The organism is Lewinellaceae bacterium, from assembly GCA_020636135.1.
GTDB lineage: Bacteria > Bacteroidota > Bacteroidia > Chitinophagales > Saprospiraceae > JAGQXC01.
The window spans coordinates 1,347,831-1,367,430 of sequence record JACJYK010000001.1 but is presented as its reverse complement, the minus strand read 5'-3'; the positions used below and the strand labels follow the sequence as shown (position 1 = coordinate 1,367,430).

General features: G+C 48.2%; 15 protein-coding genes. 3 read left to right on the top strand and 12 right to left on the bottom strand.

From position 1 onward, the window contains the following. Window positions 1–24: 24 nt before the first annotated feature. The 8 genes from H6570_05025 to H6570_04990 form a co-directional block, all read right to left on the bottom strand. Window positions 25–1,482 (bottom strand): DUF5106 domain-containing protein, encoded by a 1,458-nt coding sequence (locus H6570_05025; protein MCB9318624.1) that lies wholly within the window; start codon window positions 1,480–1,482, stop codon window positions 25–27. 53 nt (window positions 1,483–1,535) lie between these two features. Then, entirely contained in the window at window positions 1,536–2,465 is a 930-nt protein-coding gene (locus H6570_05020; GenBank protein MCB9318623.1) for an aspartate carbamoyltransferase catalytic subunit, read from the bottom strand. Window position 2,466: 1 nt separating this feature from the next. Further along, complete coding sequence (gene pyrR / locus H6570_05015) at window positions 2,467–3,027, bottom strand: bifunctional pyr operon transcriptional regulator/uracil phosphoribosyltransferase PyrR (protein ID MCB9318622.1); 561 nt, start codon at window positions 3,025–3,027, stop codon at window positions 2,467–2,469. Window positions 3,028–3,211: 184 nt separating this feature from the next. Then, on the bottom strand, window positions 3,212–4,897 hold the full coding sequence (locus H6570_05010) for a glutamine--tRNA ligase/YqeY domain fusion protein (protein MCB9318621.1): 1,686 nt from the start codon (window positions 4,895–4,897) through the stop codon (window positions 3,212–3,214). A 34-nt stretch (window positions 4,898–4,931) separates the two neighbouring features. Further along, window positions 4,932–6,764 (bottom strand): arginine--tRNA ligase, encoded by a 1,833-nt coding sequence (locus H6570_05005; protein MCB9318620.1) that lies wholly within the window; start codon window positions 6,762–6,764, stop codon window positions 4,932–4,934. Window positions 6,765–6,817: 53 nt separating this feature from the next. Continuing rightward, entirely contained in the window at window positions 6,818–7,354 is a 537-nt protein-coding gene (locus H6570_05000; GenBank protein MCB9318619.1) for an RsmD family RNA methyltransferase, read from the bottom strand. Further along, the gene (locus H6570_04995; GenBank protein ID MCB9318618.1) at window positions 7,351–8,202 is read right to left on the bottom strand and encodes a DUF3822 family protein; all 852 of its coding nucleotides are present in this window, start codon (window positions 8,200–8,202) and stop codon (window positions 7,351–7,353) included. Before H6570_04995 ends, H6570_05000 begins: the two co-directional genes overlap by 4 nt. Continuing rightward, window positions 8,187–8,771: a hypothetical protein gene (locus H6570_04990; GenBank protein ID MCB9318617.1), complete on the bottom strand. Its 585-nt coding sequence runs from the start codon at window positions 8,769–8,771 to the stop codon at window positions 8,187–8,189. Before H6570_04990 ends, H6570_04995 begins: the two co-directional genes overlap by 16 nt. A gap of 156 nt (window positions 8,772–8,927) precedes the next feature. Between H6570_04990 and tsaD the strand changes: the two genes are divergently transcribed. After that, complete coding sequence (gene tsaD, locus H6570_04985) at window positions 8,928–9,956, top strand: tRNA (adenosine(37)-N6)-threonylcarbamoyltransferase complex transferase subunit TsaD (protein MCB9318616.1); 1,029 nt, start codon at window positions 8,928–8,930, stop codon at window positions 9,954–9,956. Here the strand turns inward: tsaD and H6570_04980 are convergent. The 4 genes from H6570_04980 to H6570_04965 form a co-directional block, all read right to left on the bottom strand. Next, complete coding sequence (locus H6570_04980) at window positions 9,946–10,557, bottom strand: DUF697 domain-containing protein (protein MCB9318615.1); 612 nt, start codon at window positions 10,555–10,557, stop codon at window positions 9,946–9,948. The two genes, tsaD and H6570_04980, sit on opposite strands and share 11 nt — an antisense overlap. 120 nt (window positions 10,558–10,677) lie before the next feature. Further along, window positions 10,678–16,524 carry a hypothetical protein gene (locus H6570_04975; GenBank protein ID MCB9318614.1) on the bottom strand — a complete coding sequence of 1,949 codons (5,847 nt, stop codon included), beginning with the start codon at window positions 16,522–16,524 and terminating at the stop codon, window positions 10,678–10,680. An 85-nt stretch (window positions 16,525–16,609) separates the two neighbouring features. After that, window positions 16,610–17,674: an FAD-binding oxidoreductase gene (locus tag H6570_04970; GenBank protein ID MCB9318613.1), complete on the bottom strand. Its 1,065-nt coding sequence runs from the start codon at window positions 17,672–17,674 to the stop codon at window positions 16,610–16,612. 1 nt (window position 17,675) lies between these two features. Next, window positions 17,676–18,032, bottom strand: coding sequence for an MmcQ/YjbR family DNA-binding protein (locus tag H6570_04965; protein ID MCB9318612.1), 357 nt, complete (start codon window positions 18,030–18,032; stop codon window positions 17,676–17,678). A gap of 102 nt (window positions 18,033–18,134) precedes the next feature. Between H6570_04965 and H6570_04960 the strand changes: the two genes are divergently transcribed. Both H6570_04960 and H6570_04955 read left to right on the top strand, forming a co-directional pair. Continuing rightward, window positions 18,135–19,091 (top strand): ion transporter, encoded by a 957-nt coding sequence (locus H6570_04960; GenBank protein MCB9318611.1) that lies wholly within the window; start codon window positions 18,135–18,137, stop codon window positions 19,089–19,091. Between the two features lie 89 nt (window positions 19,092–19,180). After that, a complete protein-coding gene (locus tag H6570_04955) occupies window positions 19,181–19,597 on the top strand; it encodes a TonB-dependent receptor plug domain-containing protein (GenBank protein MCB9318610.1) in 417 nt (138 codons plus the stop codon). Window positions 19,598–19,600: the final 3 nt, after the last annotated feature.

The window sequence follows — 19,600 nt, the reverse complement described above, 5'->3', positions numbered from 1 at the left end:
CCGTCGAGGCTTTGACGCTTATGGTTATTTAACCGGGGGGGCTGGTGCCACCTGCTGACCCAGCAGGTAATCAAATAATCCGGGCAATTGTTCCGCTCCTATCTTTTTGGATATGATCTTTTTGTCCTTGTCCAGAACATAGATCTGAGGTGTCGTCTTGGCATCATAAACCACTTTAAACCGTGATTGATGATATGGGTCGACTACGTTTATCCATTCTTTCATCTCCGGATGCTCATCAATGAACTCCCAGCATTTCTTGTCTCCCTCAGGTTCATTTTGGGTACGCAGTTTACTGCAGATGGCAAAGATCTTCACACCGTCGTCTTTGTATTTCTGGTAGAACTCCTCCATGATGGGCATGGCCTTCTTGCAATGTCCGCATTCTGGATCCCAGATAAACAAAACGGTGTACGGGCTTTCCACATCATAGAGGTGCAGCACCTGGTCTTCCTGCGTATGCATCTCAAGGTCCGGCGCCTGCTTACCGATCAGTAGAGGGCGTAGGGTGTTTGCCGTATTTACGATGCGGCTAAGCTGGTCTTCTCCCAGCCAGTCCGCTTTCCCATCCGCATAGTATTGATCTACCAGGTGCACGTAAATGGCATCATATCCGACGATTTCCGACCGGGCAGACCAGTTGAGAAACTGGATAATAAAATATTTGTACAATTCATCGTTGCCCTCCATCCTGGCCAGAAGCAGATCCATTTCTTTCATCAGTGAATCCGGTTCCGGGGATACCAGCCGTTCCAGGTAATTAAAAACTTTCTGATGGATGAAAGGGGTTCGGATCAACCGGTGATCGGCAAAGTCAATTTCATCAAAATAATGGTTCTTGTAGTACTGGTAGTTCTGCATTTTTACCTCTTGCGTATCCCCGGTAAACTGAGGAATCTGTGGCTCCCAGGAACTGCGGATCAGCATGCTGGCAGTCGAGCCGGGCATCAGAGCAGCCAACCGCTCCTGGGCACCGCGCACCTGTGCGTTCAAATTGACAAGATCGACCTGCATCGAATCCTGGCTGGCAGGGTCGGTTTTACCATCGTATTTCACCAGGATCTGATTTCGCTGCAACTCTGCAACTTTGAGGTATTTGATGTAATCGGCAAAAAGTTGATTGTCATCGGATCCAACGGCTTCCTCGATGGCAGGAAATGAATCCTGAGTTAAGAGCAGAGCAAACTCCTGTTCATTCTCATTGACGATAAACTGTACGATGCGGGGTGGATTGGGAGGTATAATCAGCATGTAAACACCGGGTTCCAGAGGCTTATTTCCTTCAAAAACATAAAATGTATCCTGGATAAGGTAGGCTGTATCCCGGTAAAACTGATTATTTCCATAGTGATTGCCCAGGAAAATGGTATCCTGATGACAGCTTGGACAGGCTATTTCGATGTGATAAGCAGGAGTCTGGGCATGGATCCCGATCGAAAGCAGTGCAAGGACTGCGAAAAGAAACGTACGTAATAATTTCATAATAACAGATTACCTACTTGAAATACAAGCATGTCAACGAATTCAAGTCCAAATTAATTTCTCCGGTCAGCCAATAAATACAAAACGGCCATGCGCACCGCTACCCCATTCTCCACTTGCTGAAGAATGATGGAATGGGGCGAATCAGCCGCATCGCTGGACAATTCAACGCCCCGGTTGATGGGACCCGGATGCATGATAACGATGTCTTTCTTCACCTTTTCCAGTTTTGCACGGTTGATTCCGAAATATTGGGTGTATTCACGTAAGGAAGGGAAATATTTAATGTTCTGACGTTCCAACTGGATCCGTAATACATTGGCAACATCACACCATTGCAGGGTGTCCTCTACCGAATGACTTACTTCTACTCCCAGGTCGCCAATATAACGCGGGATCAGGGTTGCCGGACCACAAACCCGCACTTTTGCCCCTAATTTCTGCAAACAGAAGATGTTGCTCAGGGCAACTCTGGAATGGAGAATATCACCGATGATGGCAATTTTTTTGCCTTGTAATGTTCCTAATTTCTCCCGGATGGAGAAAGCATCCAGCAAGGCCTGGGTAGGGTGCTCGTGCGTGCCATCTCCGGCATTGATGATATTTGCATCGATCTTTCCGGCCAGGAAGGAGGGTGCACCGGGCGCCGGATGTCGCATAACCACCATATCCACTTTCATGGATAGGATGTTATTGACGGTATCCAGCAGTGTCTCCCCTTTATTGACCGATGATGAGGATGCGGAAAAGTTGATAACATCCGCGGAAAGTCTCTTCTCAGCCAACTCAAAGGATATCCGGGTGCGGGTAGAGCTCTCAAAAAACAAATTGGCAATGGTGGTATCGCGTAGGGAAGGTACCTTTTTGATGGGACGATTAATGACCTCCTTAAACTGGTCCGCGGTCTCAAGTATCAATTCAATATCCTTTCGTTCGATGTATTTGATCCCCAGGAGGTGTTTCGTCGAAAGTTGAGACGCCATGCTAATCTTCTTTTTCTGATTTATGGGCGAACAATAATACCTGGTGCGGTGATCCGTCCGGATTCCATTCCACCTGAACATAGGCTTCATCCAGCGCATCAACCCGAAGACCTACATAATTTGCCTGTATCGGCAGATGACGGTTGAACCGACGGTCTATCAGTGCGACCAGTGTCACCTCCCGGGGCCGGCCATAATGGGTCAGTGCCGACAGGGCCGCTTGTATTGACCGGCCGGTATAGAGTACATCATCAACCAGGATCACCCTTTTGTCTTCAACCAAAAAAGGCATATCATTTTCATGTGCAGCCAGTGGCTTGTGCCGGGTGCGGAAATCGTCGCGGTGAAAGGTAATGTCCAGCTTACCGTAAGGCAGGGACTTAACCTTCAGTTCTTTGGTCAGGATATGGTGCAACCGGTTAGCCAGGCAAACTCCCCTTGGTTGTATTCCCACCAGGCAGGATTCGGCGAAATCACTGTGGTCTTCAATGAGCTGGTGACTGAGTCGCTTCAAGGTGAGCACAAATCGCGGTTCCTCCAATATGACACGGTCCGATACCATGGTAGCAAAGATAAATGAAACATGATCAGTATCCAGCAAACCTGCCATGGATTTAGGCCAGAAAATATTTCAGGCTGCAGTTAAACCCAGGGACACCAATAACATCTAATCATCAGTACATTCTACAGTTGTGGTAGTCATTTTTTGTTATATACCATCATGGAGCATGCCGGCGTAATTTACTTTATGCCGGCTGCCCTTTAGCAGCTACTTTAGCCCAACTGTCTTTCAGGTTAACTGTCAGGTTAAATACCAGGTGATCGGGTTTGCTGTCCATATCCAGAGTGAAATATCCTTTCCGCAAAAACTGAAACCCCTGCCCTGTCCTGGCATTCTGCACGCTGGGTTCCACTTTGGCTCCTTCCAATACCCGCAGTGACTCTGCATTGTAGAATGCGGTAAAGTCCTTATCCGGATCATCCCCCGGGTTTGGTACGGTAAACAAACGATCGTACATCCGCACCTCACAGTCAAGAGCCGTTGCGGCAGCCACCCAATGGATAGTACCTTTAACCTTGATCCCTGAGGTATCCTGACCGCTTTTGCTTTCCGGGATATAGCGGACATGTACTTCTGAGATCCGGCCGTCCGCATCTTTGATAACATCTGTGCACTCGATGATGTAGGCGCTTTTCAGGCGGACCATGTTACCAGGTGCCAGGCGAAAGTATTTCTTGGGGGGATCCTCCATAAAGTCATCCCGTTCGATATAGAGTACTTTGGAAAAAGGCATTTCACGGCTGCCGGCATCGGGGTCTTCCGGATTGTTTTCCGTTGGTAAATATTCGGTCTGACCTTCCGGATAATTGGTAATGACGAGCTTCAGCGGATCCAGAACCGCCATGACACGCTGGGCTACTTTATTCAGATCTTCCCGAACGCAGTATTCGAGTAAGGAAAACTCGATTACATTTTCTCTTTTGGCAATACCTACCCGATCGGCAAATTCACGGATCGAAGCCGGAGTGTAGCCCCGGCGGCGCATACCGCTGATGGTTGACATACGCGGATCATCCCATCCATGCACATATCCTTCATTCACCAGCCGCAACAACTTCCGCTTACTGGTCAGCATGTATTCCACATTCAGGCGGGCGAACTCGATCTGCCGGGACGGATAGATGTCTAACGCTTTGATAAACCAATCGTATAGGGGACGGTGGTTCTCAAACTCCAGGCTGCACAGTGAATGCGTCACATGCTCCATGGAGTCGGACTGTCCGTGAGCAAAATCATACATCGGATAGATGCACCACGTATCACCGGTACGATGGTGATGGGCAAATTTAATGCGATACATCACCGGATCGCGCATGTGCATATTCGGCGAGGCCATATCGACCTTAGCCCGTACAACACGGGAACCTTCTTCGAATTCGCCTGCTTTCATGCGCTGAAAAAGGTCGAGGTTTTCATCTACCGAGCGATTACGGTATGGGCTCTCACTGCCTGGCTCCGTAGGAGTGCCTTTCATGGCAGCGATTTCTTCTGCCGTCGAATCATCGACATAAGCCTGACCAGCTTTGATCATCTGTATCGCCCATTCGTACAACTGTGGGAAATAATCTGAAGCATAATATTCACGGTCCTCCCAGTCAAAACCCAACCAGTGAATGTCGGCCTTGATCGAATCCACGTATTCCGTATCCTCCGTAACCGGGTTGGTATCATCAAACCTGAGATTGGTACGCCCTCCATATTTTTGAGCAATACCGAAATTCAGACAGATGGACTTGGCATGCCCGATATGCAGGTACCCATTGGGTTCGGGAGGGAAGCGGGTAATGACGTCACCTCCATGTTTATTACTTGCCAGATCTGCTTCTATGATCTGTTCAATAAAGTTCAACGATTCTTTTTCCTCTGCCATAAATTCAATCAATTCATAATAATTAATAATGGGCTCACATCCTATCCGGCATCTCAATCCCCAGCATGAGCATGGCATGCTGCAGCACCTTGGCGATCTTCCGGATCAGTACAAACCGGAATGCCATCGCTTCCTCCGATTCGGCACGTAAAATCGATACATCATGATAGTAACGATGGAACGATTTGGCCATTTGGTATGCGTAATTCGCTACTCCACTAGGATCAAAATTATTGGCTGCCTGCACCAGAGTCTCCCAGTATTGCAACAACAGGGAGATCAGCTCGCGTTCTTCCGGTACCAGTTGATAGCCGGAATAATCCTGTGGGATGGTCATCTGATCGGCCTTGCGAAGGATGGACCGGATCCTCACATATGCGTTTTGAACGTAAGGCCCGGTCTGGCCCTGGAGGTCCAGGGATTCTTCGGGATTGAATACCATGCGCTTCTTGGCGTTGACTTTCAGGATGAAGAATTTTAAGGCTCCCAACGCAATGTTTCGAATGATCTTTTCCTGTTCCTGAGGTGCCAGGTCCGCCAGTTCACCCCTTTCTTCTGCTGCTTTGCGTGCTTCCCCGAGGATTTCCGTGATGAGGTCATCGGCATCAACGACCGTTCCCTCACGACTTTTCATTTTGCCAGTGGGAAGATCTACCATGCCATATGCGAGATGAAAAAGCTGGTCTGCATAGGGCTCACCAAGGCGTTTCAATATTTCAAACAGAACTTTAAAATGGTATTCCTGTTCATCGCCTACAACATAGACCATCCGGTCAAAATGGAAATCCTGATAACGGTGCTGGGCCGTACCGATATCCTGCGTTATGTACACGGATGTTCCGTCGGACCGGAGCAAAATCTTCTTATCCATGCCTGCATCTTCAAGATCGATCCAGACACTGCCGTCATCATTCCGGTAAAAAATATCTTTTGCCAGACCGATATCGACCGATTCCTTGCCCAACAAATAGGTTTCCGACTCGTAATAAATGGTGTCAAAATCGACACCCAGTTCCGTGTACGTGGCATTAAAACCATCGTACACCCAATTATTCATCATTTGCCACAGCTCGATGGTTTCCGGATCACCGGCTTCCCATTTCAGGAGCATTTCTTTGGATTCCCGGCCTAATAAGCTGTGTTCATTAAAGTAGGTATTGGCATATGCTTTAAAAAAGGCAGCCTCGTTCTGATCTTCCTTCCTGTTGGCAACATAGATTCCCTGAGCTTCCGTTTGTTGTTGCCACGATTTATATTCTTCGTCCAGTTTGGTATTGAACAACACGTAATATTCACCGACAAAATGATCTCCCTTTGTCCGGGTTGATGCCGGCGTTTTTTTATTGCCAAATTTCTTCCAGGCCAGCATGGACTTGCAGATGGCAATACCACGATCATTGATCACCTGAGTCTTGATCACCTGGTAACCTATTGCTTTATAGATCTGTACACACGACCATCCCAGGAGGATGTTCCGTATATGTCCAAGGTGCAAAGGTTTATTGGTGTTGGGTGAAGAATATTCAATGATGATTTTCGGCTCCGGGTCACGCTGCCGGTCAGATACGGTTACTGTATCCAGCAATTCTTTCCAGATCGAGTTAGCCAGAGTCAGGTTCAGAAATCCGCCCTTCACTTCAAATGCAGTGACCCAGGTCTGGCTGATCAGCTGGTTTCCGATTGCTTCTCCGAGCTGGGCAGGGTTGGTCCGTAATGCTTTTACGAATGGAAATAGAACAACCGTGAAGTCGCCAGCAAATTCCCTTTTTGTAGGTGAAACGACAACCGCATCAAAGGCCACCTCTTCCTGGTAGTTATTCTTCAGAAATGCTGCTACTGCCGCCTGTATTTTTGGCACGATTTCCATACATCCGCTTAAAGACCGACAAAATTACAAGGAATAAGGGAATTTGACCCCGTCTAACCAAAAAAGCTAAAGTGGGTCTTTCCGTAGGTCCTCAATTCCTTAAAACGCGGATGTTGATCAAAACGATGATTCGGATTTGTCTCCAAAACAAATATTCCTCCTTCTTTCAGCCAGCCGTGATCAAAAATCAAATCCGGTATTTCGGAGATCCAGGGGAGCGGATAGGGAGGCCCGGCAAAAATATAATCGAATTCGCCACTCTTATGGGTCAGGAAGCGCGACACGTCACCAAGTACGATCTGTATCCGGTCGGTAATCTCCAATTCCCTGGCTAATTGATGAACAAAAGTTACCGCTGGACGGAACTTGTCAACATACGTCACTCGTGCAGCCCCACGGGAGATCAGCTCAAAGCTGTGATTTCCTGTACCGCCGAAAAGGTCCAGGCAGACAGAAACGGAAAAGTCCATCCGGTTTTCCAGAATATTGAACAACCCTTCTTTTGCAAAATCGGTGGTCGGGCGGGTCGGCCACTTATCGGCTGGCGGATAAAATCTCCGTCCCTTAAATGCCCCTCCTATGATCCTCATAAGAAGGGACAAACTAGATCATACAATTGGAAAGCCTGAAGATTGTGCTTCTTCACGGAAGCAGAGAAAAGATGATTTTGTACGTGGGTCCATTTCCATTGTTTGAACTTGCGTCTGACCCATTTGTGCCGATCGCTATCCGGCACCCATTCTCCGCTCAGATACATGATCAGCTTACCGGGATCGAGTTCAAGCTGGTTGACCATCAATGCCAGATAATAGTAGATGTCTTCATCTTTCTGCCACTCAAACAGGTTTACGAAGATCAGTTTCCCATCCGCAAAGACGGCCAGTGTCAGGTATCCGCCCCGCACATTGGCCAGACACAGGGTCTTATTGTGATCCCCGAATTGTTCGTAAAACCGGCGCAACAAGGGGGTAAGATAATGGGTACAGGAAACCTCGGGCAGGTATTGGTAAAGCACCTTGTATAATTCACGGTCTGCTTCGTACAACACCTTTATATAGTCTCTGGTGGTAATGGAGTCTGTCCAGGTAGCATCCCGAAGTGGCAGATAAAAGGCCCGCTGTGCGTAGAGATCCCGGTGTTCTTCCTGGTACAGGGGTACCGGGACAAAGGTATAATGTTGCTGGATCAGTCCTACCCACACCTCAAGGGTTGATTCCTGGAGTAACTCCGATAGCTGAATACTTTCTTCAAGCCACTCGATGACCGATTGCTTGAAGGAGGATTTACGTCCGGTGCGATAAAACGTCAGGCGCTGATGAGAGTCGATATGGATGCAAAAAAAACTGTCTTTACCAAGCAGTAAAGACAGTTTGGGAACGGCTGATTTGTTCCCTGGAATATAAATACCTTTTGATCCTTTTTCTATCTTTTCTCCCAATTGCCTGCAGTATTTGGCGTTGTTTTGTCGCCAAATTTAATCACTTTATTCGGATCATAGGAGTTATCATACCGGGCAAAGGAGGGGTCGGCATAAGGACCCATGAATGATTTGTACTGTGTACCAACTTCAATCACGTTAACACTGACCTGCTGGTATTCTGCAGTATCCGCATACAAATTGAACTGCTCATTTTCCGTAAAAGGAATATTTCCGATATGAGCCAGGTCAATACCAAGGGCACGAATGCTGTCAATTGCATTCGAATAAGAGGTATCGCGCTCGAAATCTTTAAAATTAGGATCATCAGGGTCACCCTTAATGTTGATGTACATAAAGCGACCATTGGTCAGGGTGTCTTTCAGTTGCTCCCAGGTAGGAGCATACGACCCGGTAATGTCCTGATACATATTCTGAACATTCCGGATCAACATTAATTTATCAATTACAGCTTGCTCCCGTTTGTCTTTCATGGTCTTGAAACGGATTGGAACCGCAATGGACTCAACTACCATGTAGATCAAGGCAACGCTGATAAGCACTAAAACTAAGTTGATAATCAATCGCATAATCTGACGTCTTTAGATCGGTTTTGCGCAATTATAATTATTTTTCACCACATTTCATCCAATACCAAATCTTCTTTTTGGTTGAATATCCGGAACTTTGTCCTTGCATTCTTAAAGATGAAAAAAAACATTTGATTGGTGTATAGCCAGTTTAAAATAGTACAAAATCCTGTCATCCTCGCAATTGAATCCTCCTGTGATGATACTTCAGTCGCAATCTGGAAGAATGGAACGGTGCTGAGCAATATCGTTTCATCTCAGCTGGAGCATGTAAATTATGGAGGAATAGTTCCTGAAGTTGCATCCCGGGCACATCAGGAATCCATCTTGCCGGTTACAGAAAAAGCCTTAAAACTGGCTGGTGTATCCCTCCAGGAAATTAATGCGATTGCGGTCACCGCAGGCCCGGGTTTACTGGGTTCACTAATTGTTGGAATGTCCTTTGCCAAAGGTTTGGCCCTCAGTCTGAATGTACCCCTGCTGGCTATCCACCACATGGAAGCCCATGTACTGGCTCATTTTGCAGAAACTCCTTATCCGAAATTTCCTTTTCTGTGCCTTACCGTGTCCGGAGGCCATACCCAGATCGTTCAGGTGAATAACCATGCCGATATGGAAATTCTCGGTGAGACCCTGGATGACGCTGCCGGTGAGGCATTTGATAAATCAGGTAAATTATTGGGACTGGGCTATCCCGCAGGGCCAAAGATCGACCGGTTAGCACGTTCAGGCACACCAGTTTATCCATTTCCAAAACCGCAGCTGGAGGGATACAATTTCAGCTTTTCAGGACTGAAAACTGCGATTCGTTATTTTGTTGAAAAACAAAGCAGGGAAGACCCGGATTTTGTCAATAACAACCTGGATGATCTGTGTGCATCCATCCAGTCCGCTATCATCCAGTCCCTGATGGAAAAACTTATCCAGGCGGCAAAAGATACGGGCATTCATACCCTGGCTCTGGCCGGAGGTGTTTCTGCCAACAGTGGATTACGCCACGCCGCAACTGAAGCAGCTAAACTTCATGGATGGGATCTATTCATCCCGGACTTTGCTTATTGTACGGACAATGCAGGCATGATCGCCGTTGCCGGATATTATAAATACCTGGAGGGAGATTTTGCATCCCTTGACCTGGCACCGGCTGCCCGCATGCCCCTGCCCCATCATCCGATCAGGCGTTGATCAGCCTTTCTTTCATTTTTTGAAACTCCGCCTCGGTAATTACGCCCTGACTCTTCAATTCAGCCAAAGACTTAAGTTTTTCTACGACATCGGCAGCAAGAGCTTCATCTCTTTCATGCTTTTTCTGTTCGCGGGTATCCTGTTGCTGGCGCTGCAGATCCTGAGCAACTTCTTTCCCTTTCTCAAACATTTCATTGTAATATTTCTTCAACCGCTCCACATCAAAATCCAGGATCGTCCCCCCGGTATCAAAATGTTTAATGAAGACTTGTCCCAACGCATAGGAGGAAGCTCCGGACAGAACAGCCATCGTAATCCCACCTAAGACGCTACCCACTCCCGGGATAAACTTCACGGCACGGGCTCCCAGGCGGGCCAACCCGGAACCTGTCAAGGAAGTGACCAGCGCCTTTCCCTGGCGTTCCTTAAAGTCGACTTCATACAATTTGCATAATTGGCGGATCATATCCAACTGGATCGCACTGACCGCAAAGAAATCGGCAATAGGTACCGGAATAAACCCGGCTCCCATGGACCAGATCATATGATTGCGAATGATGGTTTGGGCATGATCTTCACGGAAATTCTTATCGTCTGTCATTTTCAGTAGTTTTTATCAACAGAAAGATAGACCATCTCTTGCCTGCGTGCATCAATTTTCGATTCAACGCATGCTCCGGGCGATGAAATGCATTCTTTGGCCATATGAATACCGGTCAACTTACTGGACAGGATTGATCCGGATTTGTTTCCCATCAGTCCGTGCAGCAAATGCAGGAGCGTACAGACATTGCATCAAAGCATATCCTGCCTCGTAAGTACCATACTGGCTTACGTAAGCATCAAATTCGATGATGTGCGTCCCAGGGCGTACGTGATCAAGAAAAAACTCCTGGGCTTCATCACGAACAACCTGATAATAACTCAAGCCCTGCTGCCAGTGATATCCGCTGCGCTGATCGACAGGCTCCAACCCGGCAGCCCGTAAATCCTTGATGTATACATAGTCCAGGTCCCGGTCTGTTTTCAAGGTCAGACGAACCCTTATCCGTGCGCCTTTTGCGAGTTGTGCGGAACCGGATAAGGGCACGATCTCCTGCCCTTTCACCTCACTGATGAGTCGTTGAAGGACCACTCCTTCCTGACGTTGAGCCTGGACTGCAGAAAGGGGCTGTAGAGATTGTACATAAATCCCACCCCAGGCAATCTGACCGCCTTTGTTGGTAACAGTTACCGTCTGCATGTCTTTCCCGATGTCTGTCGGATCCCAGCGTTTCTCACCGCGGATCACTGCCGGCGCCGTCCAATTACCGACCCGGATCGCCAGAGGAACCGAGCTCACGGGAAGGCTCCGGGTACCGGTCCAGATGGCCTGGATGGCAACATAAGTGTCACTGCCCGAGTCCCAGTGATTGGTTTGTTTATTTTTCAACAGCCACTGGATGCCCGAACGGATCACCGACTCATCGACTTGCATGGTTCGCATGAACTGAATGATGGCAGCCTGGGTGGCTATCGGTGCGTGTTCCCAGCTGTATCCTGGCTGACCTTTCCAGTATCGACCCAGTTCCGGATGGACGATGGAACGTTCCAACAGCGACTCCAGGATGGTCTTTGAAACATCGGGATGGTCCTTTCGCAATAATTCCCCTGCATAAGCCTGCAGTTGTAGTGGAAGATCGATCCATTGCTCCGGCAGTACCTTTAAGGCAAATTGGATCCATTTGCTATCCGGTACGGTCCGCACATCGCTCCAGCGTGTTAATACGGACAATGCCTTTACATCCAGCGAAGTGATATGTTTGCGGTCAGGGTCCAGTTGAATGTTTCGTTCCATTTGCCTGTCGATATAGGCCAACGCTTCACCTATCCAGTCCGTATCAGCAGGATGCCAGTCGAGCTCACTGTGCAGACGACTCAGGATATCCATTACATAAATCGTCATCCACACATCGGAGTTTCCCTGAGGACACCAGGTAAATCCGCCATCTCCATTCTGGAGAGACCGTAACTGCTCCAGGCTATGCACCTTTTGATAGGCAACCGTATTTGGCTCCAGGAATCCTTTGATCTGTTGCATCTGCCAGGTCTCTGAACTGGCATCCAATACCCAGGGGGTCTCACGAAGTAAGACGGCTTTAACTTCATCCTGTCCTTCCAGCGGACTTTTTAGTGTTTCGACCGGCCAATTGGCAATTTCCTGGCGTATCAGGGGATTGGCTACGATGGATTCACCTAATATCCAGCTGTATGCTGATTCCGCCCAGTCGGCAGCAGTGAGGTGACGTTGCCCCTGCACATAAGCCAAGGCTGGCAGGACCAGCCATGCCGGATCTGCAGTCCAGTCCATTTGATAACCAATCAATTGCAGCTCTGGTCGCTCGAAAATCCGTTTGAGTGCATCGACTTCAATCGTTTTGTCCGTATTCGGATCCATGTAAAATGGATAGGTGTCGGTTACCAGCGTCTGATTGGTGAGCACCGGGATCAGCCGCTCTTCCTGATCTCCCTTAGCTCCGGATTGAACGCGAATAGTGCATCCCAATACACCTACATAATCAGCAGGTATCTGAACCATCCAGGATATGAATTCTGATCCATGGGCCTCCAGGTTAATGTCCCGCTCCGGCTGTCCCGTCAATCCCGGCAAAGGTTCTCTGTTGTTCACGTTAAAGAAATCCAGACGTACGACTGCGGGAAGGTTCTCATTACCGGTATTCACTACTTTTACCGGCCATTCGATCAGGTCGCCGCTGCGCACGATACGCGGCAAATTAGGGAATAACATAAGGTCCAGGCGGCTTTCGACCGATTCGGTATGGATGACTGCAGCCATCTGTGGTGTATGCGCGATGATCATCCATTTCCATCGTGTATAGGCATCCGGCATCGTAAAGGGTAATTCTACTTCTCCCGTTGGTTTTGTCTTCAACTGAGGGAAGAAGAAAGCGGTTTCATCAAAATTCTTCCGGATCTTCATTAATGCTTCTCCGGATGTTTGTTCCTGTCCAGGCTGATCTTCAACAGGTTGATCTTCCATTTTTGCCTGTGCTGTTGCTGGTGGAGCGGGAGCTGGATTACCTGCTTCCCTGGACATCATATCCGATTCCATGTTCTGAGCGCGAAGTACCCGGCCACCAAATTGAGGATATCGGAAACTGTTCAGATAAAACCATGGGATCGAAGGTACTCCCGCACTGGTGATCGGAGGATATTGAACCATGGATAACCATTTGATATCACTCATCCGCCAGGTCCAGGGATCCTCCGGATACCATCGCTGAGGCATTTCCGGCAGGAACCATTCATGGGGATTCAGTTTATCTAATGACGCATCATACAATACAGCGGTCACCTCTGCTTCCACCGGCGTCCCGTCCGCATCGGTTACCCGGAGTGACCAATCCAGAATCTGCCCTGGCTCAACCACCGAATCAAAACTAATCCGATCGACCAGCAGGGTTTTGTTCTTCCAGGGAACAGGCAATACCATCGTCTGCGATAAAGTCCGGTTATCCCTCACGGCTGAGATCTGAAGTACCACATTACCAAAATCACCCAGTAGGATCGGGACCTCTACCTTGCTCCAACTTTCAAGCCGGATCATGGACGAAATAATCTCTGCTCCACTGTGTATAATACGAATGGTAACCGGAAGTCCGCTCCACGCAGAACCAAGATTCACGACGGCTTGTTCTCCGGGTTCATACGAGCCCTTGTCCTTTTTCAATAGCAACAAGTCGGAAATGGCCAGTGGCAGAGAAGTATTGGCTACCAGGAAATATCCGTATTTGGCTTCCTTCTGGCCTTCAGCTATTACCTCCAGCCGGTAGGCACCGGGTGCTATGCCGGTCAGATTGATGCTTACGTTCCCATCTGTGGAAGACTGCCAGGATGCATGCCGGATCACCTGATCATCTCTCCAGTTTTGCCAGTTGTCTTCGTCTTGATAGGCATCCAGCGGAAACAGTTTTTGAAACTCACCAGGTGACAACACGGGCATATCCGGCCTGGGGTACAACCTTCTCCGAATCAGGCGTCCAGGATTTGCCAACTGAACCAATTGGTAGTTTCCGGATATGGACAAGGGTTGACCCGAATAATTTTGCAACTGCCAGGACAATGCAATTTCCGTCGCATCAACCAATACATCCTGAACAGGAATCAATACGCGGACCGGATCCTGAGTAAGGATCTGAACCTGCTGATTGGATTGTGTCTCTCCGTTCAAATCCGTCACCTCAACCTCGATGGAAAAATGATAGGTGACCGGGCGCTTGGCCTGGGTGGCATACGGATCCGGCAAGGCATCGTAATTAAATGAAAAGTTGCCCTGGTCGTCAACCTTTACGACACCGGCAGCAATCTGTTCCCGTCTGTTATAGGCAGGTATTCTCCAATAATCGAACCAGGGCATCTGCCGGTAAACGGTGAATTTACCCGTGGCTCCCTGTACCGGATTTCCGGCAAGATTCCGGACATGACCGGTCACCGTAATCGCATCGCCTAGAACATGAATGGAGGTATCCGGCGTCCAGGTAACTTCAAGTGTAGGACGTTTATAAGCTTCAACCTGAAATCCATAATAGCCCTGATAACCAGGAGTTTGAATACTCCAGTTTCCAGCAAGCCGGTCGGAAGGAAGCAGAAAACTGGTATTCACACTACCGAATCTGTTGGTTCTCAACTTCATAGAGGATACGACCTGCTGATTTGCATCGACCAACTGAATTTCAACGGGTTGGTCGATCATGACTTTGCGGTCTGACCGGCTATTCTGGTAAAATAAAACTGTAACCTGCATACGCTGACCTGGCCGGTAGATAGAACGGTCAGATAGAACCACCGAAGCATTTTGCTGGATTACTCCGTCAAAACCTTGGTAACCGTTTCCATCCATCGACTCCAGGGTATCCTTACCCAGGGTCCAGACAACCTCCTGAAAATTACCGTTATCTGTGGTTACCTGCCCCTGACTGTCCGTTTCAATGGTTCCGGCAATGGATTTCCTGGCATTTTGCTGATTACGGCCGTAATCCCATTTATAGAGGGTTCCTTTCACTCCTGCCAGAGGCAATCCACTGGACCGGGAAGAGATGGAAAAAGTGACCGGTGTTTTTTGGTTGCGTTCATAAATGATGTCGGAGACCTGAAATGCTTCGGCATAAATCCACTCCCCACGGTCATTCTGAGAAGTCACCACGAGCACATACCGGCCGAACGGTAATGCAGGTGCCGGGATTTCCGTCGAATGTCTCAAATAATCTTTGGGATCGGTGATTTTACTGGTCCAAACCTTGTAGGCTTTGGTACTTTCAAGCCAGGCCTTACGTTCTCTGCCATCCAATCGTTGCCATTCATCCGTACTTTCAAGGCGATATATGCGGCAATCAACATTGCTTAGATTCCGGTAATTCACGTGGAGCAGAGCAGGTTGGTCAGGAAGCCAGACACTTTCCATCTGCACATTACACTCTTTGGTCTCCAGTTCATCAATCAGAGCCTGAGCTGCCTGTGCTGCCGGCACCCCCGGTTCATCCGTGATTATTGCGATTGCTTCGGAATGTGCTTTACGATTCAGGGCAGCATGTGCTTCTTCGGACAGATAGGACTTGGTATGGACCCAATAATCAGCAAGCGTATATCGAATCCAGGCCTTTTCGGCTACCGGATAATCCTCCTCCGTCATTGAGAAAAGTGTTGCCTCAAATTGAGCCTCTTTGCCTGTATGGATCAGTGCATTAAATGCATAGTTCAGTCTTTTCAGGTCTGTTTGGATCTGCAGAGGGGCGGATAAATGCTCCCGGGAATACTTCAGCATGGCCTGGAAGTGTCTGAGCACTTGCGACGCGTGGTCCGATCCGGTAATTTGCCACGCGAGGAATTCAGACAATGGTCCGGCAGCAGTAAGATCCTGCAGGACAGACTCATCTGCTACTGCTGTCACTTCCGGCCTCTGCAAGAACTGAAGTGCGCGATCCAGCAACAGGTAATGCAGATTGGGTGCAAATTGCTGTGCCAATGTATCCCAGACAATCAAATCTCCAAGCTCGGTCAGAGGTATCGAGGTGCCTTGTACATCTACGAGGGACGCCTCATAATGGGTCATGGCCCAATGGTATAACTCGGATAAGGGCCAGGTTTGCAAATCCGTTGTATCCAGCACTGCACCCGGCAAGAGGTTCTCTCTCCCCCAACGGTTTTGATCTGCCCAGGCTGCAATCTGTTCACCAACAAACGAATGAATCAGGCTACTAACCGGCCCCGATGCCAATTTGGCTTGCTTATCCAGCCACAGGATGGCTGCCTGCTGATCCCTGGCATCAAGATAGACCATGTATTTTGCCAGGTAAATAAGGGCTTTGGTGCGTTCGGAGACCGCATTTTCAGGTAATGACAGGTATAATTTTCGGCATTCGTCAGCTGCTGATTGATATTTACCTATGGCCTCAAGACTATCAATTCCTTTCCAATTCAATGGTTTATCTTTTTGTGGTAATGGTTGTGTGGTATGACAGAACCAGAGTAAACTGGCCATGATGGTAATACCGAAAACGTTGCGAATCATAAAGCAGGGTTTGTTGGTTGGTATGTTTAGATAGATGGCTATTCAAGCCACTTCGGTAAGCTGCTGGATCCATATTAATATAAATTTAACGCGATTCACCCCCTCCCGGGTATGCAAATCTTTTGATATCAACTTCTGCGGGAAATGGAGACTGGTCCCGCAGATATTCAACCATCAGGTCAGCAAGGTAAGGCGCTATGGATACCCCTTTGGTACCGAGACCGTTCAGGACACCGATCCTGGGATATTGAGGATGAAAACCGATCACCGGCCTGCGATCCCTGCTGGCAGGCCGGAATGCCGCCGCGTGATGCGCAATGGTAAAGGAATCTGAAAGCCAATACCGGATGTGTTCTTCCAGCACTTGCTTACCCCGTTCACTCGGCGCTGAGTCCTGAGCAGTGAAGTCCGTAGGGGAACCAATCCAGAAGTTACCAGGCTCCCGGTACGGAATAATGAAATAATTTGCTTTCAGTGTTCGGGTCAGCTTGCTTTCGGCTTTGATAAGGAGTCTCTCCCCCTTACTGGGCTGGATTGGTAACCAATTGAAATACGGATTATCACTTATGCCACTACCCTCTGCAAACAACAGATAATCGAAGGATTCTCCATTCCACAGGATGTGATCAATCCGGATTGTCGTCTCATCCGGTTGCCATTTACTTTGTCGGAGGTTTCCGCGAGCCTGTAAATAGCTGCGAAACGCCGTAAGCAACAAACTTGTGTCCAGCCACCTGGCTTCCCGGACTTTGCCCAACTCTGCAGGTCTGCGTAATCCGGAATCTTCCGGAGTCCAATTTTCGGTATTGGAACTCAGGTAAGAATCATAGCCAGGCATGATGGCTCGCAGCATCCACAACTCGGCCTGTTGGTGATCGTGCAATATGCGGTACAATGGCCGGTGATGGTAACATTTGATGTTCAGCTCAATTTCCATAGCCGGATACACGCGGTCTGACAGATCGAGTAATCGCTCCACCAGCCAGCTTTTTACATATTTCCGGCCCGTAACCGGATTGATAAGACCTGAGGCAATGGTACTGGAATTCTCGCCACCCGGATCGATTACGGTAACCTGATATCCTTCCTGGATAAGCCGGAAAGCCATCAATGTACCTGCCAGCCCCTGCCCTACGATCCCGATATGCATACTACAGTCGATTTAATTGTTCACGAACCGGCTTTGGAAGCCCTTCCACAACCAGTTGATAGCTCAGATCGATCATCTTGCTTAAAAAGGAATCGTCCAGGGATCCTTCAAAGTCCACCGTATTCCAGTGCGTTTTATTCATGTGATAGCCAGGCTTAACTTCCGGAAAAGATTCCCTCCATTCCTGGGCCAGTTCAGGTCTGCATTTTAGATTCACCGTAAAGCCGTCTGAATCAAGTGTTGTCAAAGCGAACATTTTATCCATCACTTTAAAAACGAGCGTGTCATGCCCAAAGGGAAAAGACTCGGTAACGCCTGGTTTGGACAAACAATAGTCCCGAAATGATTCTACGTGCATAACCCCTTGATATTTACCACTTAAAGGTACGACCCTGCCGAGGTTAATGCATGTACCGAACTCTTCCATTTTTTGACAAGAATCATCACCTAATTACCAGCGATGGCTTATCTTACCCAAACCATGACTGAAGATGGCAATCTGTTGGTTCGATTCTTTCGCCGTTTGGGAAAGTTTTTACTCTTCATGGGCAACCGTGGCCGGAAGCTCCTGGACCGTTTTATCAGTGTTAAAGGCCAGGAAAGGCTGCACCGAATAATCTTTGAGTCAAATACGAAGGAAGGCCGGCGATTTGACCGGATCCTGATCATCGCCATTGTACTGAGTGTACTGGCGATCATTTTCGAAACGGTAAGCTCATTTCACCATACCTACTGGTGGCTTTTTTACTCGCTGGAATGGTTTTTCACGGTAATTTTTACCGTCGAGTATGTCCTACGTTTGTATGCCTCCAGGAACCCGGTTGCCTACGCCACCTCTTTCTTTGGGATCGTGGATTTACTGGCAATCCTACCAGCCTACATCGGCATCTTTTTTCCTGGCGCACAACATTTACTGATTATCCGGGTCCTTCGTCTGTTGCGGATATTCCGCATTTTCAAAATGGGACATTTTGTCCGTGAAGGCTCCATTGTGGTTAGTGCACTGCAGGCGTCCCGGACCAAAATTTACGTATTCCTTTCCTTCGTGATTCTGATGGCTGTCTTATTGGGTACATTGATGTACATGGTTGAAGGAGACATCAATCCACAGATCCGTTCTATTCCCGATGGTATTTATTGGGCCATTGTGACGCTCACCACGGTCGGATATGGGGATAAAATCCCGATCACTGCCCTGGGGCAAATGCTGGCTACCGTGGTCATGATCCTTGGCTATGGCGTCATCGCCGTACCTACCGGTATTGTAACAGCCGAGATCAGCGGGCGGGTAATGAACCAGAAAGAATTTCATTATTTCAAATGTCCGCAATGCGGTCAGACCGAACATCATAAATTCGCCCAATATTGCCATCGTTGTGGTCATTCATTGAGCACTCAGGAAGAAAACACGTATTAATCCTGCTATTTACCCATACGCCATAAGGGTTACCCTTTTCATCTTATAAAAGAATGTTTAATTTGATGTCTGGACTAAAACCCATACGTATGCGAGCCACAAATCTATTTTACCTGCTCACCCTGGTTCTCCTTACAGGTTGTTTTGTATCGAAAGACACCCCTAAAAAAGCTGCCAAGGAGGATCCCTATGAAATAAACAATCAGCAGGACAACCGCAGCCTGGCTGATGTTTTGCGCAAATATTCATCCCTGACAATCCAGGGGGATGGCGATAACGCCCGTATCTACGTCCGGGGTCAAAGCACGATCACCCTCGAAACGCAGCCCTTGTTCATCGTCAATAACACCAACATGGGCAGGAATTATGCTTCGGTCAATAACAGCATCAATGCCAATGAAATCGTGAGTGTCCGGGTTCTCCGCAGCCTCTCTGAAACTGCCATTTACGGAGAAGAAGGCAACCACGGCGTCATCATCATTAAAACCAAAAACGCTAAGATGTAGTTG

Excerpts from the sequence above, each read along its gene's own strand:
- H6570_05025 (MCB9318624.1), bottom strand. The coding sequence starts at position 1,482 with ATGAAATTATTACGTACGTTTCTTTTCGCAGTCCTTGCACTGCTTTCG.
- H6570_05020 (MCB9318623.1), bottom strand. The coding sequence starts at position 2,465 with ATGGCGTCTCAACTTTCGACGAAACACCTCCTGGGGATCAAATACATC.
- pyrR (MCB9318622.1), bottom strand. The coding sequence starts at position 3,027 with ATGGTATCGGACCGTGTCATATTGGAGGAACCGCGATTTGTGCTCACC.
- H6570_05010 (MCB9318621.1), bottom strand. The coding sequence starts at position 4,897 with ATGGCAGAGGAAAAAGAATCGTTGAACTTTATTGAACAGATCATAGAA.
- H6570_05005 (MCB9318620.1), bottom strand. The coding sequence starts at position 6,764 with ATGGAAATCGTGCCAAAAATACAGGCGGCAGTAGCAGCATTTCTGAAG.
- H6570_05000 (MCB9318619.1), bottom strand. The coding sequence starts at position 7,354 with ATGAGGATCATAGGAGGGGCATTTAAGGGACGGAGATTTTATCCGCCA.
- H6570_04990 (MCB9318617.1), bottom strand. The coding sequence starts at position 8,771 with ATGCGATTGATTATCAACTTAGTTTTAGTGCTTATCAGCGTTGCCTTG.
- H6570_04980 (MCB9318615.1), bottom strand. The coding sequence starts at position 10,557 with ATGACAGACGATAAGAATTTCCGTGAAGATCATGCCCAAACCATCATT.
- H6570_04975 (MCB9318614.1), bottom strand. The coding sequence starts at position 16,524 with ATGATTCGCAACGTTTTCGGTATTACCATCATGGCCAGTTTACTCTGG.
- H6570_04970 (MCB9318613.1), bottom strand. The coding sequence starts at position 17,674 with ATGCATATCGGGATCGTAGGGCAGGGGCTGGCAGGTACATTGATGGCT.
- H6570_04965 (MCB9318612.1), bottom strand. The coding sequence starts at position 18,032 with ATGCACGTAGAATCATTTCGGGACTATTGTTTGTCCAAACCAGGCGTT.
- H6570_04960 (MCB9318611.1), top strand. The coding sequence starts at position 18,135 with ATGGCTTATCTTACCCAAACCATGACTGAAGATGGCAATCTGTTGGTT.
- H6570_04955 (MCB9318610.1), top strand. The coding sequence starts at position 19,181 with ATGCGAGCCACAAATCTATTTTACCTGCTCACCCTGGTTCTCCTTACA.